Source organism: Pantoea sp. SS70 (genome assembly GCF_029866845.1).
Taxonomy (GTDB): domain Bacteria; phylum Pseudomonadota; class Gammaproteobacteria; order Enterobacterales; family Enterobacteriaceae; genus Pantoea; species Pantoea leporis.
In genome coordinates this window covers 2,623,520-2,640,142 of the sequence record NZ_CP117199.1, presented here as the reverse complement: position 1 = coordinate 2,640,142, position 16,623 = coordinate 2,623,520, and the positions used below count along the sequence as shown (strand labels likewise).

Annotated in this window: 16 protein-coding genes; 11 read left to right on the top strand and 5 right to left on the bottom strand. The window is 56.3% G+C overall.

The features are described from left to right. The first annotated feature begins 213 nt into the window (after window positions 1–213). Window positions 214–1,572: an APC family permease gene (locus tag PO881_RS12265; protein ID WP_101763400.1), complete on the top strand. Its 1,359-nt coding sequence runs from the start codon at window positions 214–216 to the stop codon at window positions 1,570–1,572. 169 nt (window positions 1,573–1,741) lie between these two features. Here the strand turns inward: PO881_RS12265 and ygbI are convergent, their stop codons facing one another. Next, a complete protein-coding gene (gene ygbI / locus PO881_RS12260; RefSeq protein WP_137386091.1) occupies window positions 1,742–2,503 on the bottom strand; it encodes a DNA-binding transcriptional repressor YgbI in 762 nt (253 codons plus the stop codon). A gap of 259 nt (window positions 2,504–2,762) precedes the next feature. On the opposite strand from ygbI, the gene ltnD reads away from it, so the two are divergent. The 5 genes from ltnD to PO881_RS12235 all read left to right on the top strand — a co-directional run bounded on the left by ltnD (window position 2,763) and on the right by PO881_RS12235 (window position 7,807). Continuing rightward, window positions 2,763–3,671 (top strand): L-threonate dehydrogenase, encoded by a 909-nt coding sequence (ltnD, locus tag PO881_RS12255; protein WP_101763402.1) that lies wholly within the window; start codon window positions 2,763–2,765, stop codon window positions 3,669–3,671. A 2-nt stretch (window positions 3,672–3,673) separates the two neighbouring features. Continuing rightward, window positions 3,674–4,933 carry a 3-oxo-tetronate kinase gene (gene otnK / locus PO881_RS12250; protein WP_280171847.1) on the top strand — a complete coding sequence of 420 codons (1,260 nt, stop codon included), beginning with the start codon at window positions 3,674–3,676 and terminating at the stop codon, window positions 4,931–4,933. Beyond that, window positions 4,930–5,556: an aldolase gene (locus PO881_RS12245; RefSeq protein ID WP_280171846.1), complete on the top strand. Its 627-nt coding sequence runs from the start codon at window positions 4,930–4,932 to the stop codon at window positions 5,554–5,556. The genes otnK and PO881_RS12245 overlap by 4 nt, the downstream gene beginning before the upstream one ends. Then, entirely contained in the window at window positions 5,556–6,335 is a 780-nt protein-coding gene (locus PO881_RS12240; RefSeq protein ID WP_280171845.1) for an HPr family phosphocarrier protein, read from the top strand. Before PO881_RS12245 ends, PO881_RS12240 begins: the two co-directional genes overlap by 1 nt. Window positions 6,336–6,454: 119 nt before the next feature. Continuing rightward, window positions 6,455–7,807, top strand: a complete 1,353-nt coding sequence (locus tag PO881_RS12235; RefSeq protein WP_137386087.1) for a GntP family transporter — start codon at window positions 6,455–6,457, stop codon at window positions 7,805–7,807. Between the two features lie 186 nt (window positions 7,808–7,993). On the opposite strand, the gene sbcB is transcribed toward PO881_RS12235, so the two are convergent. Next, window positions 7,994–9,415: an exodeoxyribonuclease I gene (gene sbcB / locus PO881_RS12230; RefSeq protein ID WP_110866679.1), complete on the bottom strand. Its 1,422-nt coding sequence runs from the start codon at window positions 9,413–9,415 to the stop codon at window positions 7,994–7,996. Between the two features lie 202 nt (window positions 9,416–9,617). Here sbcB and dacD point away from each other — a divergent pair, with 202 nt between their 5' ends. From dacD to PO881_RS12205, 5 genes are all read left to right on the top strand, one after another. Further along, on the top strand, window positions 9,618–10,784 hold the full coding sequence (gene dacD, locus PO881_RS12225; protein WP_192233442.1) for a serine-type D-Ala-D-Ala carboxypeptidase DacD: 1,167 nt from the start codon (window positions 9,618–9,620) through the stop codon (window positions 10,782–10,784). 308 nt (window positions 10,785–11,092) lie between these two features. Beyond that, window positions 11,093–12,151 carry an FUSC family protein gene (locus PO881_RS12220; RefSeq protein ID WP_101763409.1) on the top strand — a complete coding sequence of 353 codons (1,059 nt, stop codon included), beginning with the start codon at window positions 11,093–11,095 and terminating at the stop codon, window positions 12,149–12,151. Between the two features lie 161 nt (window positions 12,152–12,312). Next, window positions 12,313–12,633 (top strand): PTS system regulator TmaR, encoded by a 321-nt coding sequence (tmaR, locus tag PO881_RS12215; protein ID WP_008110563.1) that lies wholly within the window; start codon window positions 12,313–12,315, stop codon window positions 12,631–12,633. 141 nt (window positions 12,634–12,774) lie between these two features. After that, window positions 12,775–12,963 (top strand): type II toxin-antitoxin system HicA family toxin, encoded by a 189-nt coding sequence (locus tag PO881_RS12210; protein WP_280171844.1) that lies wholly within the window; start codon window positions 12,775–12,777, stop codon window positions 12,961–12,963. Window positions 12,964–12,980: 17 nt separating this feature from the next. After that, on the top strand, window positions 12,981–13,394 hold the full coding sequence (locus PO881_RS12205; protein ID WP_101763410.1) for a type II toxin-antitoxin system HicB family antitoxin: 414 nt from the start codon (window positions 12,981–12,983) through the stop codon (window positions 13,392–13,394). 86 nt (window positions 13,395–13,480) lie between these two features. Here PO881_RS12205 and PO881_RS12200 read toward each other — a convergent pair whose 3' ends face one another. From PO881_RS12200 to PO881_RS12190, 3 genes are all read right to left on the bottom strand, one after another. Further along, window positions 13,481–14,308: a glycosyltransferase family 8 protein gene (locus tag PO881_RS12200; protein ID WP_061717669.1), complete on the bottom strand. Its 828-nt coding sequence runs from the start codon at window positions 14,306–14,308 to the stop codon at window positions 13,481–13,483. A gap of 18 nt (window positions 14,309–14,326) precedes the next feature. After that, window positions 14,327–15,709 carry a D-arabinono-1,4-lactone oxidase gene (locus PO881_RS12195; RefSeq protein ID WP_137386084.1) on the bottom strand — a complete coding sequence of 461 codons (1,383 nt, stop codon included), beginning with the start codon at window positions 15,707–15,709 and terminating at the stop codon, window positions 14,327–14,329. Window positions 15,710–15,783: 74 nt separating this feature from the next. Next, entirely contained in the window at window positions 15,784–16,425 is a 642-nt protein-coding gene (locus PO881_RS12190; RefSeq protein WP_271460770.1) for a TetR family transcriptional regulator, read from the bottom strand. Between the last annotated feature and the right edge of the window lie 198 nt (window positions 16,426–16,623).

Below are 16,623 nucleotides of genomic sequence, written 5' to 3'. Positions count from 1 at the left end.
AGATAGATACTGACAAACACGCTTGTGCGTGAGATTTGAGGAAAACAAAGATGGGACTGTTTAACATTGCACCAGCGCAGGCTGGTTCTCGCTTCCGTGATGACTACGGCGCCGCGACAATCGTAAACACTAATATCACTTCTCACTGCAGCAAATTGCGCAGTAGCCCTGTAGCCCAACCGATCGCGGTTGTCGTCTGCGGGGGCCTGAACAATGTCGCTTAACACCTCTGCCGCACCTCAGCGTGCACACCTGAAAAAATCTCTGACCCTGATCCCGGTTGTCATGATGGGCCTGGCGTATATGCAGCCAATGACCCTGTTTGATACTTTTGGTATCGTGTCTGGATTGACCGACGGCCACGTCGCCACCGCTTATGCTTTCGCCCTGATCGCGATTCTGTTTACTGCCGTGAGCTACGGCAAGCTGGTACGCCGCTTCCCATCTGCGGGCTCCGCTTACACCTATGCTCAGAAGGCAATCAGTCCGCACGTCGGCTTTATGGTTGGCTGGTCATCACTGCTGGACTACTTGTTCATGCCGATGATCAACATCCTGCTGGCGAAAAGCTACTTTGAGACGCTGGTGCCGGGCATTCCGTCGTGGATTTTCGTGGTGCTGCTGGTGGCCTTTATGACCATCTCCAACCTGCGTGGAATCAAAACCGTTGCCAACTTCAACAGCGTGATCGTGGTGCTGCAAGTGGTAGTGATGGTAGTGATTACCGGTATGGTGGTTTACGGTGTGGCACACGGTGTTGGCGAGGGGACATTGACCAGCAGCAGACCGTTCTGGTCTGAGAATGCGCACGTAGTACCGATGATTACCGGTGCGACCATTCTCTGCTTCTCGTTCCTTGGCTTTGACGGTATCAGTTCGCTGTCAGAAGAGACCAAAGATGCTGAACGCACGATCCCGCGCGCGATTTTCCTCACCGCGCTGATTGGTGGTGTGATCTTTATCGGTGTTTCTTACTTCCTGCAGCTGTACTTCCCGGACATCTCGCGTTTCCAGAATCCGGACTCTTCACAGCCAGAGATCATGCTGTTCGTGGCGGGTAAAGCGCTGCAAATTGGTATCCTGATCTTCTCGGTGGTGACGGTGCTGGCATCCGGTATGGCCGCGCACGCAGGCGTTTCACGTCTGATGTACGTGATGGGCCGCGATGGCGTGTTCCCGCAGCGTTTCTTTGGCTTCGTGCACCCGAAATACCGCACGCCGTCACTGAACGTGCTGCTGGTGGGTGCGGTCGCGCTGATGGCGATCAACTTCGACCTGGTAACCGCAACTGCGCTGATTAACTTCGGTGCGCTGGTGGCGTTCACCTTTGTAAACCTGTCGGTGATTGCGCAGTTCTGGATCCGTGAGAAGCGTAACAAGACGCTGAAAGATCACATCAACTATCTGGTGCTGCCGGTAATGGGTGCCCTGACGGTGGGGGCGTTGTGGATTAACCTGGAAGAGACCTCCATGGTGCTCGGGCTGGTGTGGGCAGCGATTGGTATTATTTACCTCGCCTTTGTGACCCGCACCTTCCGCAACCCGGTTCCGCAGTTCAGCGAAGAAGTGTGATTTGATCGACGTCGCTGTCCCCCATCCCGGCCTTCCCCCGCAAGCGGGGGAAGGAGACGCTGCCACATGCACCTCCTCACTCGCATAGAGCACCATCTTCCTCCCCCATTTATGGGGGAGGACCGAGGAGGGGGACAGCGAGCACGGATCGAGTAGGGGACAGCACGCACTATCCCGCCAACACCAGCTCCCAACTCCCCGCACCTAACGCCTCGCGTCCCGCTTTACTCAACCCCGCATCGGTAATCAAGGTATCAAACCGCTCCAGCGGCAACGCCAGGTGCGTCGCAATCTTGTTGTACTTCGAACTGTCGCTTAACAACACGCGCTTACTACTCACATCGCTCGCCGCCAGCTTCACCGGCACCTTATCCTCATCCGGCGTAAACAGCCCGCGCGGGCCCCAGCAGGACGCGGAGATAAACGCGATATCGATCGCCAGCTGGCGCAAACTTCTGGCGGCCGCTTCACCGACGCTGGAACGGTTCTCACGACATACCGTGCCGCCGGTGTGAATCAACTTGCAGCCGCTGCTCTCCATCAGCAGGCGCGCAATCACGAAATCGTTGGTCACCACCAGCAAGTCATCACGCTCAAGCAACTCGCGCGCCAGCGCCAGTGTGGTAGTGCCGGCATCGAGATAGATGCAGCTATTACGCGGAATATGACGCGCGGCATACTGCCCAATCGCCATCTTCTCGCCGCTGTACATATTGGTCTTCGCCAGATGCGACGGCTCCGCCGCCAGGCGATCTGCTGAGCGCACGCCGCCCGAAACAGACAAGACCGCACCTTGCTCTTCCAGCTTCTGCACATCGCGACGTATCGTCATATGCGACACACCCAAGCGCTCAGTGAGCTCGGCAATACTAACCACGCCGCGTTCGCCAACCAGCGCTAAAATTTGTTGATGACGTTCAACCGGAATCACCTTGGTCTCCCTGAATTATCATTTTTTCACATTGTAGATCATCGATTCACAGCCCGCAGCACAATTTATCTTGCCGTAATCTAAGCAGAAATCCCATCTGGACTGACTTCGAAGCGCTCACCTCCGGCTGTGAATCCATGTTAATCATTGAGCAGCTAAGTTAATTTTTGTGATATCACGCACGTTTATTCGCCACTGACTGCGGCAGACTTAACATCAATGAACAAATTATCACTTAAATTAACAATGGAGGTTTGCTATGTCAGCAACCGTGAATAACATCGGCGTGATTGGTTTAGGTTCCATGGGCATGGGTGCAGCGCAGTCTTGCATCCGTGCAGGATTAAATACCTGGGGTGTTGATCTCAATCCGCAGGCGCTGGAAACCCTGCGTCAGGCCGGTGCACGTGATGCGCAAACCTCCGCTGCCCGCTTTGCCGCTGAACTCGATGCGGTGCTGTTGCTGGTGGTGAACGCCGCGCAGGTTAAAGCAATCCTGTTCGGTGAAAACGGCGTGGCGGCGCAGCTCAAGCCCGGCACCGTGGTCATGGTCTCTTCTACCATCTCTTCACAGGATGCGCAGGCGATTGAACAACAGCTGGCGCAGCATCAGTTGCTGATGCTGGATGCACCGGTTTCCGGCGGCGCAGCCAAAGCTGCAGTTGGCGAAATGACGGTAATGGCGTCCGGCAGCGATGAAGCTTTTGCCCTGCTCAAGCCGGTGCTGGATGCGGTGGCGGCGAAAGTCTATCGCGTGGGCAGCGAAATCGGTCTCGGCTCAACCGTTAAAATCATTCACCAGCTGCTGGCGGGCGTGCACATTGCTGTGGGCGCTGAAGCGATGGCGCTGGCCGCGCGCGCTGGAATCCCGCTCGACACCATGTATGACGTGGTGACCAACGCCGCCGGTAACTCATGGATGTTCGAGAACCGCATGCGTCACGTGGTGGATGGCGATTACTCGCCGAAATCAGCGGTCGATATCTTCGTTAAAGATCTCAATCTGGTGGCGGATACCGCCAAGTCGCTGCACTTCCCGCTGCCGCTGGCTTCAACTGCGCTCAATATGTTTACCGAAGCCAGCAACGCCGGCCACGGTCGTGAAGATGACAGCGCAGTGATCAAGATCTTCAGCGGCATCACGCTGCCGCAGGCGAAGGAGCAATAATCATGCGTTTAGGCGTTATTGCAGACGATTTTACCGGCGCAACCGACATCGCCAGTTTTCTGGTGCAGAACGGTTTGCCGACCATCCAGTTCAACGGCGTGCCGGAAAGTCACGACGAACTGAGCGCGCAGGCGATTGTTATCAGCCTGAAGTCACGCTCATGCCCGGCGCAGCAGGCGATCGATCAGTCTCTGGCCGCGCTGCAGTGGCTGCAACAGCAGGGCTGCGATCGTTTTTACTTCAAATATTGTTCCACCTTCGATAGCACCGAGCAGGGCAATATCGGCCCGGTAACCGATGCGCTGCTGGCAGCGTTGGGCGAAACGCAAACGGTGATCTCGCCGTCGCTGCCGGTTAACGGTCGTACGGTGTATCAAGGCTATCTTTTTGTCGCCGATCAGCTGCTGTCGGAATCGGGCATGCGCCATCATCCGGTGACGCCAATGACCGACAGCAATCTGATGCGTTTGATGACGCGTCAGGCAAAAGGCCAGGCCGCAGTGATCAATGCCGCGCAGCTGGATCAAGGTGCCGATGCGGTGCGTGCGCAGCTGGATACCCTGAAAACGCAGGGCATCAACTATGTGGTGCTGGACGCGCTGCACGAGCAGCATCTGCTGACGCAGGGCGAAGCGCTGAAAGAGACGCGCCTGGTAACCGGCGGTTCAGGCCTGGCGATCGGTATCGCCCGCGCCTGGGCAACGCAGCAGCAGAACAGCGATGCTGAACAAGCGGGGCGTCCACAAGGCGATCGCGCGGTGGTGATCTCAGGCTCCTGCTCGCAAATGACCAACCGTCAGGTGCAGGCGTATCGTCAGCAAGCGCCCTCGCATGAAGTGCTGGTGGAGCGCTGCCTCGATAACACCGAAAGCTATGCGCAGGAACTCTGTGATTGGGTGGCAGCGCATCATCAGTCCGATCTGGCACCTTTGCTGTTTGCTACCGCCGATGCCCAGCAGCTGCAGGCCATTCAGCAGCAGTACGGCGCAGCGCGCAGCAGTGAAGCGGTTGAGCAGCTGTTTGCCGCAGTAACCCGTGAACTGAAAAGCCGTGGCTGGCAGCGCTTCATCGTTGCTGGCGGTGAAACCTCGGGCGTGGTGGCACAAAGCCTTGGCGTTACCGCATTCCACATTGGCCCGATGATTTCACCGGGCGTGCCGTGGGTACGCGATATCCATCAGCCGCTGTCGCTGGCGCTGAAATCAGGCAACTTTGGCGACGAACAGTTCTTTGCCCGCGCACAACAGGAGTTTTCAGCATGACGGAACAACAAGCACGCGAAGAAATGGTACAGCTCGGCGCGTCCTTCTTTCAGCGCGGTTACGCCACCGGTTCAGCGGGCAATTTGTCGCTGCTGCTGGAGGATGGCAACTTGCTGGCGACGCCAACCGGCTCCTGCCTCGGCGAACTGCAGGCCGATCGCCTGTCGAAAGTGACGATTCAGGGCGAATGGATCTCCGGCGACAAGCCGTCGAAAGAGGTGGCTTTTCACCGCGCGCTCTACCTGAACAATCCCGCGTGCAAAGCGGTGGTGCATCTGCACAGCCACTATTTGACGGCGCTCTCCTGCCTCAACGATCTCGACACAGCAAACTGCATCCGTCCGTTCACGCCGTATGTGGTGATGCGCGTCGGCGATGTGCCGGTGGTGCCGTATTACAAGCCGGGCGATCAGCGCCTGGCAGACGATCTGGCCAATCTGGCCTCGCGCTATAACGCCTTCCTGCTGGCCAATCACGGTCCGGTGGTGGTGGGCAAATCCCTGCGCGAAGCTGCCAATAACACTGAAGAACTGGAAGAGACCGCGCGCCTGATGTTTACGCTCGGTGACCGCTCGATTCGTTATCTGACCGATAGCGAAGTCGCGGAATTGAGGAACTTTTAATGCCTAAGTTTGCAGCCAATCTATCTACGCAGTTCGGTGAGTTGCCGTTTATCGAACGCTTTGCCGCCGCGGCCAATGCCGGTTTTCGCGCCGTTGAATTCCTGTTCCCGTATGACTTTCCGGCCGAGGTGATTAAAGCCGAGCTGGAAAAACATCAGCTGGAACTGGTGCTGTTCAACACCGCCGCAGGCAACGTGCAGGCGGGCGAGTGGGGCGTTTCCGCCATTCCGGGCCGTGAACAGGAAGCGCGTGCCGATATCGATCGGGCACTCGAGTATGCGCTGGCGCTCAACTGCCAGCAGGTGCATGTGATGGCGGCAACGGTGCCAAACGGTGTCGATCGTGCAGCCTATGAAGAGACTTTCGTGCGTAACATGCGTTATGCCGCCGAGCGTTTTGCGCCGCACGGCATTCGCCTGCTGCTGGAAGCGCTTAATCCAGTCACTAAGCCGAATTATCTCTACGCCAGCCAGTATCAGACGCTGGCGATGATGACGCGTATCGATCGGCCCAACGTCTTTACCCAGCTCGATCTGTTCCATGCACAGCTGGTGGACGGCAATCTGACGCATCTGATTCGTGAATACGCTGGTCGTTATCGCCATATCCAGATCGCCTCTGCGCCGCATCGTCACGAGCCGGATGAAGGCGAGATCAACTATTCCTATCTGTTCGACCTGCTGGATGAAGTGGGTTACGACGGTTGGGTGGGATGTGAATACATCCCGCGCGGCCGCACTGAAGCTGGCCTCGGCTGGTTCGCGCCTTACGCTAAATAATTTTTGTTTAACCACCCAGCACAGGGATTTTCAGCACTGTGCTGGGTAAGTATTACCTGAATTCGACAATACCAGATAGAGCTGTACCCAAACTATACTAATTAAATCAGAGGATTATCATGTCTACCGCGTTGTTGTTAGCCATTGCTACCGCCAGCATTGTGATCTTGCTGCTGCTGGTGATTAAAACCAAAGTTCACCCCTTTGTGGCGCTGCTGATTGTCAGCTTGCTGGTGGCGATTGCGACCGGCATTCCAGCCGACAAAATTATGGAAACCATCTTTAGCGGGATGGGTAACTTGCTGGGGCATATCACCATTATCATCGTGCTGGGGGCGATGCTCGGCGCAGTGATTGAAGCCTCGGGCGGTGCCGAGTCGCTGGCACAACGCTTCAGTAAATCGCTGGGTATCAAGCGTACCGTGGCGGCGCTGACCATGGCGGCGTTTATCCTCGGCATTCCGGTGTTCTTCGAAGTCGGCTTCATCATCGTGATTCCGCTGATTTATGGCTTCACCAAAGTGGCGCGCGTGTCACCGCTGAAGTTTGGCTTGCCGATGGCGGGCGTGATGCTGACGGTGCATGTGGCGCTGCCAACCCATCCCGGCGCGGCGGCGGCGGCGGGCATTCTGCACACTGATATGGGCTGGCTGATGATGCTCGGTATCCTGATCTCGATTCCGGTCGGTATCGTCGGTTATTACGTCGCGAAAGCGATGAACCTGCGCCAATATCATCTTTCCGTTGATGTATTAGAACAGCTGCAGCTGGCGAAGCCGGAAGGTAAGCCGAAGAACGACGCGCCAGCGCCGGGTGCACTGACCATTACCGGTCTGATTGTTGTGCCGATTCTGTTGATCGTCATGGGTACCGTCGCGCATACCACACTGGCTGAAGGCAGCACGCTGCGTGCGGTGATGACGGTGATCGGTACGCCAGCCATTGCGTTGCTGATTGCGCTGGGACTGGCGGCGTGGCTGCTCGGCGTGCGTCGCGGCTGGAGCAAAGAGAAACTGGAAGATCTCACCGGACGTGCGATTCCCAGCTCCGCCAGCGTGATTCTGGTGGCGGGCGCGGGCGGTGCGTTTGGTAAGGTGCTGGTGGAATCGGGCGTGGGCAAAGCGCTGGCGTTGACGCTGGAAACCTTGCATCTGCCATTAGTTCCGGCGGCCTTTATTCTGTCGCTGGCGCTGCGTGCTTCGCAGGGGTCGGCAACGGTGGCGATTCTGACCACCAGCGGCTTGTTAAGCCAGGCGGTGGGCGATGTAACGGATATGCAGCGCGTGTTGGTGACGCTGGCGGCCTGTTTCGGTGGGTTAGGTTTGTCGCACGTCAATGATGCGGGTTTTTGGGTGGTGACGCGTTATCTGGGCTTGTCAGTGGCCGATGGTCTGAAGACCTGGACGGTATTGACGACGGTGATGGGGCTGAGCGGTTTTGCATTGACGTGGCTGGTGTGGGGGATGATTTAAGGGTTTTCCCTCACCCTAACCCTCTCCCACAGGGAGAGGGAACCGATCGAGCGCTTACGCCAGCATTTGGCAGCGTCTCCTTCTCCTGTGGAAGGGGGAACCGATCGAGCGCTCACGCCAGCATTTGGCAGCGTCTCCCTCTCCCTGTGGGAGAGGGCCGGGGTGAGGGCATCAAATCGCAGAGGACTAAGACACCAGCTCCTGCGCATACAAATACAGCGCCTTCAGCTGCGCCATCTTCTCCGTATTCCCCTCATGCAAACTCGCCAGCGACTCCAGCTCCAACAGGAACGCCTGCACGCGCTCAGCATTCAGCGCTTCGCGGCGATGCTGCAACCAGCGCTGCTGTTCGGCGTCATCCAGGGTGCCGGGGAAGTTGCGCGCACGGTAACGGAACAACAATTTAGCAATGCGCTTGTCGTCGAAGGTCAAATCCAGCGCCGGTAGGTTCTGCGGCGGCGTCTGGCGGATGATATTCATGCCAGCGCGATCGGCATCGCTAAAGAAACCGTCATACAACTGCGCGTCAACATCATCCGACGGGGTAAACGGCTCGGCGTCGGCAAACAGCGCCACCACTTTCTCACGCACTTCCGCGTGGTCACGCAGCAGCTTGAGGTTTGCAAGGCACTGCTGACGATCGATGTTGAGGCGCGCGGCATCTTCCGGACGCAGCGTGCTGGCGGGCGCCAGCACGGGACACTTATTAATGTGCACCAGCTTGATCGGCACCGCAGGCAGATCGCCCAAATCGCTGTGGCGGGTATATAAACGCTCGCGCAGTTCGTCAGATTCCAGCGTCAGCAGCGGCGACATATCACCGGCCAAATCGGCGACAATCAGCGCGTTACGGTTATCCGGATGCCACGCCAGCGGCACAATCCAGCTGGTGTTACCGCGCGCCGCACCGAACATGCCGGAGACGTGCACCAGCGGTTTCATCTGCGGGATATCAATCAGCGTCATCAGTTTCTGTTTGTTGCGATGGGTAAACAGAAACTCAAACAGCTTCGGCTGCTTCTCTTGCACCAGTTTTGCCATCGCCAGCGTGGCATAAACGTCGGACATCGCATCGTGCGCCTGTTCGTGCGCCACGCCGTTGGCCTTAGTCAGATGCTCCAGCTTGAAGCTGGGGAAGCCATCGTCATTCTCCGGCCACTCAATGCCTTCCGGACGCAGCGCATAGCAGGCGCGCATCACATCCAGCAGATCCCAGCGCGAATTGCCGTTCTGCCAGCTCCAGCCATAGGGATCAAAGAAGTTGCGATAGAAGATATTGCGCGTCACTTCATCATCAAAACGCACATTGTTGTAACCAATCACACAGGTTTGCGGCTCGCTAAACAGGCCGTGAATGCGTTCGGCAAACGCTGCCTCGGTCACGCCACGCGCTTTGGCGGTTTGCGGCGTAATGCCGGTGATCATCACCGCTTCCGGCTGCGGCAGATAATCGTCGGCTGGCTGGCAATAAAACACCTGCGGTTCACCTACTGCATTGAATTCTTTATCGGTACGCAGGCCCGCGAACTGCGCCGGACGGTCCAGCGACGGGCTTTTACCGAAGGTTTCATAATCGTGGAATAAGAAGGTGAACTCAGAGGCGGGCACGGCGTTATCCTGGCAATGGAGAATCAACGCACAGGATAGTCGTCCCTGGGTAGCAGTACAACCTCGATCATCCTCGCTGCGAGCGGGCGCGCAGCATTTATGCTCAGTTCATACTTTTTTTCAATTTATTCAGATCTGTAAGCGCTATTTGCCGTAAAACGTGCGGCGGTAAATTCATTTTTTTGATTTTGAGGAAGAAGTGTTGAAAAGGCGTCTGCTGGTAACTGTATCTGGAATAATTATTTGGGCATCGTGGGCGCAGGCTGACGACAGCATGCCGTTTCCCCTGACACCACCGCCGATTGATGCGGCTTCATGGGTGTTGATGGACGCCACCACCGGACAAATTCTCACCGCTGGCAATCCGGATGAAGAGCGTAACCCGGCCAGCCTGACCAAACTGATGACCGGCTATGTCGTGGATCGCGCTATCGATCAGAATAAAATCAGCCGCGATGACAAAGTCACTATCGGCAAAGATGCGTGGGGCGCAGGCAATCCGGTGTTCAAAGGCTCCTCGCTGATGTTCCTCAAGCCTGGCGATCAGGTCACGGTGCGCGACCTGATGCGCGGCGTGATCATCGATTCCGGTAACGATGCCTGCGTAGCGCTGGCGGATCACGTGGCCGGCAGTGAAAGCAGCTTCGTCACCATGATGAACAGCTACGTGCAGAAACTCGGCCTGTCGCATACCCATTTCGAAACCGTGCACGGCCTCGATGCGCCGGGCCAGCACACCACCGCACGCGATCTGGCGGTGCTGTCGCGCGCCATCATCAGCGGCGAGCCCGATTTCTACGCCATGTACGGGGAGAAAACCCTGACGTGGAACGGCATTACCCAAAACAATCGCAACGGCTTGCTGTGGGATCAAAATCTGCACGTCGATGGGCTGAAAACCGGCCACACTGAAAGCGCCGGTTTTAACATCATCGCTTCCAACGTCGTCGGACGTCATCGCCTGATTGCGGTGATCATGGGCGGCAAGAGCCCGAAAGGGCGTGAAGATCAGGCGCGCAAGCTGCTGGTATGGGGCCAAAACAGCTTTGATACCGTGCAACTGTTCCACGCAGGCAAAAAAATCGGTAGCGAAAACGTCTGGTACGGCAATCCGCATAAGGTCGATGTCGGCACCACGCAGGATATCTATCTGTCGCTGCCGCGCACCGAAGTGGCCAACGTGATGGCGAAATACGTTATCGATCGCAAAGATCTGGAAGCGCCGCTGAAAGCGGGCGAGCAGATTGGCGAAATTCAGGTGATGGACAAAGATAAGCAGTTGGCCAGCTATCCGCTTTACGCGCTGCAAGCGGTGGAAGAGGCGGGCATCATTACGCGTATCAGCGATTACGTGAAACAGAAACTGTAATCTGTCGCGTCTTTCCGCGTCATCATCGTCGCCGTGATGCGGCGATGATGACACAATCGCTGTTGGCGTTGCAGACCAGAAAGGTGTGCTGGTGTACGATGACATGATTTTCCGATCGCCATTCATGGCAACCGTTTTAATGCGCGCACCAAACCCACTGCGTTACATCAATGTTTCTATTGAGAAAACCTGGTGTAACGTCCATGTTGTATTTCAGCAAAACCTGAAAAATAATTGCGTTCGACCCTGATGATGCAGCCGTGCCCAGGGTAACATAGCGCGCAAATTTTTAGCGTTCCCGGACAACCATGTTACGCGCTGACAAGCCCATCTCGCAGATTGAGTTCTGGTTCTACCGCCACTATCGCACCGTACACGGCGTGCGTATCGCTATCGCCTTTGTGCTGTGTTTCCTGTTTGTGCGGCTCACCGACATTCCCGAAGGCACCTGGCCGCTGATTACGCTGGTGGTCGTGATGGGGCCGATTTCCACCTGGGGCAACGTGCTGCCGCGCGTGGTGCAGCGCATTAGCGGCACTTTTGCCGGTCTGATTTCTGGCCTGATCGCGCTCAAGCTTGAGCTGTTTTCACTGCCGGTGATGCTGGTGTGGTGCGCCGTTGTGATGGTGGTCTGTGGCTATCTGACGCTGGGAAAACATCCCTACATGGCGCTGCTGATCGGCATCACGCTCGGCGTGGTGGTTGGCGCACCGGCCGGGGATTTCACCATCGCCATGTGGCGCGGAGGCGATGTGATTCTCGGTTCACTGATGGCGCTGCTGTTCAGCGCCATCTGGGCGCAGCGCGCCTATACGCATTGGCGCATCCAGTTATCGGATGCGTTTATCGCCATGGCCAAACTGCATCACACCGGCTTCTCCGCCAATTTGCTGGAGAAGCCGCGGCTGAATAAACCTTTTCAGAAATTGCTGAGCAGCGTAATCAAAATGCGCGCGCTGCTGGAGCCGGCGAGTAAAGAGACGCGCATTCCGAAATCGGTGTTTGAGGCGATCCAAACCATCAATCGCAATCTGGTCAACACCATGCAGATGCAAATTGATGCATGGTGGTCGTCGCGTGAAAGCCACTTGATTATGCTCAACGCACCTACGCTGCGCCGCACCCAGCAGATGACGGAAGACACGCTGAATGCGCTGGCCACGCTGATGGTGAAAGGCGAAACCGAGCAGATCACCGCCAACAGCCATGCGCTGGAGGAGATCACCCAGGAACTGGAGCAGCTGATTGCTAATCGCAGCGGACGTTCCGAAACCACGGCGATTTACGGCTACGTCTGGCTGAGCCTTGAACAGGCGCGTCAGCTGGAGCGTATGACTGATTTAGTGCGTCTGGCGCTGCGTAAATAGTTTTCTCAGGCAAGGACTTAATGTGAATCACCCTTTCTTTGCGCTAAGATAAGCGCCAGTCCGAATTTAGCGGTGAGAATTGCAACCCTGGCGGCCAAGCCGCTAAGCTAAACGTTATGACTATTCCGCCTGCCGACGCAGGCCTCAAGAAAGGTGCCAACATGGAAAATGCCAAGCAATCATTTCAGGACGTACTGGAGTTTGTGCGTATGTTCCGTCGTAAAAACAAACTGCAGCGCGAAATCGTGGATAACGAGAAGAAAGTCCGTGATAACCAGAAACGTGTGCTGCTGCTGGACAACCTGAGTGAATACATCAAACCCGGCATGAGCATTGAGGCGGTGCAGGAAATTATCGCCAGCATGCGTGTGGACTATGAAGACCGCGTTGATGAGTACATCATCAAAAACGCTGACCTCTCCAAAGAGCGTCGCGAGCTGTCGAAGAAGTTGAAAGCGATGGGCGAGCCAAAAGCGCAATAAATTTCCATTCACCACTCATCTTGAGGTCGTCATTTATGACGACCTTTTTATTTGGGAAAAAGATAACCCCAATAACTCTTCTTGCGATTTAGAGTTATTGGGGTTATTTTTTATGCTTTCAGGACGCGGTAAGGCAATGGCATGGATAGCAGATCATTAATGGCCGAGATCAAGGCCGATGGCTGGGAACTGATACGTGTAAACGGTAGCCATCACCATTTTGTCCATCCGGTAAAAAAAGGGCTGGTGACGATACCGCACCCCAAAAAGGATTTGCCGATCAAAACGGTGAAAAGTAACAGGAAACAAGCCGGACTGACTGTCCATTAATTCGAAAGAGGTGACGTATGTTCTATCCCATCGCGATTGAGGCGGGCGACCAAAGCACGGCATTTGGCGTCACGGTGCCGGATTTGCCGGGCTGTTTTTCTGCTGGAGATACGCTGGAAGCGGCGGTAACAAATGCCAAAGAGGCGATTATCGGCCATCTGGAGCTGCTGGTAGAATTAGAGCAGGACATCCCGGCGGTTTCTGAATTGAAATCGTTGATGAAAGATCCGCAATATGCAGGTTATGTTTGGGTACTTATTGATGTGGATGTCACTCGCATTTTGGGCGGGTCCGAGAAAATCAACGTAACCTTGCCAAAACTGCTGATTGATCGCATTGACCGCTGCGTAGCAACGCATCCCGAATTCAAAACCCGTTCAGGTTTTTTGGCGCAGGTGGCGCTTGAGCGCATTGCGAAGACCCGTTCATAAGCTTCGTAGGAAACCCATTCGCGGCGAACTGGCCCGCAGTAATGGGCAATTCATATGAAACAGCGCGACGAATCGCGCTGTTTTTTTTATTCCGCCGCTAACTCCCACCACAGCTTATCCAGCGCGTAGTAGCGGTCGCGTTCCGATTCAGGCTGATTCAGGTCGCGTTTCCACGGCTTCGCCAGAATAAAGTGCAGGTTCTTCACTTCATCTTCGCGCCACATCTTACTGTGCTGGAACGGTAAGGTTTTCAGCGCATTGTATTTGTACGAAAGCGGCAGCCAGCGATCCTCGAACACTTCATTAAGCAAATCCTGCTCCGAGAACGGGTAGCGACGCAGATCGGTAATCCCCGCCACTTTCTCCTGCAGCCACTCAAACACCGCCAGATCCGGCTTCAGCACCAAAAAACCGCCGTTCAGATAGCGATCGAGCGTGGACGGTGCCGGTTCGCCGCGATCCTGCCAGGTATAGTGACAATTCTCTGGCTGCCAGCTGGCGGGATAACTGGCGATCTTGTTGGGATTGCAGCGACAGGCGTGGCACGCTGCCAGCGCATGCTTGCCCAGATCGAGCGTAAACAGCTCATCCATGTTGCGCAGCACCAGCATGTCGGCATCGAGAAATACTACGCGCTCACAATCAACCAGCTCCCACGCGCGCAGCTTGCTCCACACTTCTCCGAACTGCGCCGAGGCGTAATGCTGCTCCAGTTCGGCGTTTGGCATCAGCGGATCCACCGGATGGATCACGCAGCCCAGCGCCTGCAACGCTTCACGCGTCTCCAGATCGATGGCGTCGGTGACCATGACAATCAGCGGCCAGCGGGTTTCGCTGCGCTTCAGCGAGCGGTGCAGCGCCTTCACGCCAATGAAATAGTCCGGCTGCGTTAACAGCGTTACCCATGCAAACATGGTTTCTCCCCTTCAAACTTAATCAAACAAAGCAGTGACATAGTCATTGCTAAAACGGCGTTGTGGATCGAGCTGGTCGCGCACCGCGCGGAAAGCGTCCCACTGCGGATAGATATCGCGCCACTGATAGCGCTGCGGATCGTAATATTTGCCCCAGTGCGGACGTCCGCCTTCGGCCGCCAGCAGCTTCTCGACTTCAGTGAGAAAATGCAGGCCATCCTGCGACAGCGAACCGTCATCAGCGTAATAAACCACAAAGCCAAAGAAGCAGGTGGCGTGCTGATACGCCGGGCTGAGCCAGCCTTCAGACGCGCCGGTACAGCGCAGAATGATCGGATAGTGCATGTGCGGATGATTCTCGGCATACCACGCTTTGATCTTGCTGATAATCTGCGGCGTTTTCTCCAGCGGCACGCCGATCTCGACGTTGATCTGCGGCACGGCAATGCCGCGACAAAATAGCTGATAGATATCGCCGCTGATGTCGGTGAAATCGCGGAAGCGCGTCACGGTGCGGAACTGTTTGCCGCCTTTGCCGTGAATCTGCGTATCGCGATGCATCTGCGCCAGCGTCTGGTCGATGGTGTCATTCAGGCTGCTGTCGGTGTCATCGCCATGCTCAATCACCTCGCGCTGATTGGCGTGCCATGCCTGCGAATCTTCAGCGCTGGCTTCGTGCGCGTTCCACACGTGCATCAGGTTGTCATCGACAAACCACCAGGCTTTGCTCATCTCATACTGCTGGTTCCATTCGATCAGATCGTTCTCCAGCGTATCGGCGGAGACGGCGAATTTGTGGCAGGTAAACAGGCGGAAAGGGCGGGTGCGCAGCGTCACGGCCGTCACAATGCCCAGGCTGCCGAGCGAAACCTGTGCGGCAGCGAAATCGGGCTCACCGCGCACAAATTCACGCACGCTGCCGTCAGCCAACACCATGCGGATGCGCAGCGCTTCATCGGCGATGGAGCTTTGCGCTAAACCCTGGCCGTGTGTGCCGGTGGCCATCGCGCCCGCCAGCGTCTGCACCGCGATCACCCCCGGCGACGAGGCCAGCATGCGATCCATCTCGGTTAGGGTGCTGTAAACCTGCTCCAGCGGCGTACCGGCGGCAAAGGTGACGCTCTCTTCGTCATGGGCGATCACGCCGTTGAACGCGCTGAGATCCAGCAGCAAATCCTGCTCATCAACGCCCAGCATGCGGCCCGGCGACAAGCGGTTGCCCAGCACGCGCACTTTGCCGCTGGCGGTGCGCAGCAGTTGTTGCAACTCCGCTTCAGTTTGCGGCTGTTGTAACTGACTACGCTGACCAACCACCGTGTTTTGCGCCCAGTTCCACAGTGCGCTGTCCCGATCGGTATTCTGCGTATGGCGTAAGGGATAAAGGTGGGGATCTTTGTTCACTACGGCGTTCCTTAGTCTGTGGTCTGTGACGGTCCCAAATTTAAAAGCGTAGACCATCAGCGCGCAGCCGCAGCCTACGGGGCTTTGCGCACATAACGCAGCGTGGCGGTGACGGCTAATTGGCGGTTGCGACGGATGCTGTCTTCCTCGCTATCGTTCGGCGTGAACAGCGTGTGAAAGGTGTAGCGATTGGAGACGTGATGCACACAAATGCTGCTCAGCAAGCGGTGCACATCCACGGTATCCAGCCCATCCATAAACAGCCCTTGCTGCTGGCCGCGCGTCAGAATGTCATCCAGCACATCGAGTGCACTTTTGTTCAGCGCCTTAATGCGTTCGGATTGCATGATATAGCGCCCGCGCAGCAGGTTTTCGGTACACACCAGCCGCATAAAATCCGGGTGCGAAACGTGGTAATCAAAGCTGGCTTCCACCAGTTTGGTCATCGCCAGTTCCGGTGCCATCTCGGCGAGATTAAGGCCGGTTTCATGCTGCCGAATCGCCTGATACACCTGCTCCAGCACCTCAATATAGAGCTGCTCTTTATTGCCGAAGTGATACACCACCATGCGTTTAGTGGTTTGCGCGTGCTCAGCGATCTGCTCCAGCCGCGCGCCCTGCATACCGAACTCGGCGAACATTTTCAGCGCACCAGCAAGAATGCGCTTCTTAAGCCCTTCAGGGTCATTTTTTCGTTTAGGTGTGGTGTTCGACATAGCGCTTATAGTAACAAGTCCATCAAAAGGGGGAGGATAGCACAGCCCTTTCTCGCGTGTGGCGATGCGAGCGGCGCGGCGGCTTTATGCTTTTCAGGAATAGCATTCCTGAATAAATCATAATGCAGGAATAAGCATCTGCGTATACTGCGGTCAACTGTCGTTACGACAGCTAATTTTGACTCGCGCAATTATAAC